1 protein-coding gene and 1 pseudogene are annotated in these 475 nt (G+C 65.3%); one reads left to right on the top strand and one right to left on the bottom strand.

The features are described 5' to 3' along the window. Positions 1-277: hypothetical protein (locus JG676_RS07855; RefSeq protein WP_200217874.1), on the bottom strand; the 277-nt coding region annotated here is incomplete at its 3' end. Between the two features lie 117 nt (positions 278-394). Here JG676_RS07855 and JG676_RS07850 point away from each other — a divergent pair. Next, positions 395-475: pseudogene (locus JG676_RS07850) on the top strand (translation initiation factor IF-1); the annotation flags it as partial.

The following is a 475-nucleotide window of genomic DNA, read 5'->3' as shown; positions in this document are numbered from 1 at the left end:
GCATATGCCCGGCGCTGCGCACCGGCCGGCTCGCGAACAGGATGGCCGATGGCGCGACACCGTCGAGGGTGAGCGTGGCCCCGGCCAGTTGTGCGCCGCGCGCATTCAGGACGATCAGGGCCTCCGATTTCTTGCGCGCCGATGGGACGCCGATCGTCTTCTGGGCCGGCGCGGTGATGGCATTGGGTGCGGGCGGTATCGGTGGTGGCGTCTGGGCCCATGACAGGCCGGGCGCGAGAAGGCAGGCAATAGCGGTGACAAGGCGGGATGCTGACATGCGTGGAGTTTAGGCCGTCGGAGGCATGGTCGGGAAGGGGAAGGCGTTGACTAACCCCCTGTCGAAGCCCATTTTCCGGCCCGCTTCGCCCAATTTTCACTCTTAGTCGGAGGCCGGATGGCCAAGGAAGACCTGATCGAATTCAACGGTGTGGTTGCCGAGCTGCTGCCCAACGCGATGTTTCGCGTGAAGCTCGAC

The sequence above is a fragment of the Campylobacter sp. 2018MI34 genome (assembly GCF_016598975.1).
Taxonomy (GTDB): domain Bacteria; phylum Campylobacterota; class Campylobacteria; order Campylobacterales; family Campylobacteraceae; genus Campylobacter_D.
This window is presented reverse-complemented; position numbering and strand designations above follow the sequence as displayed.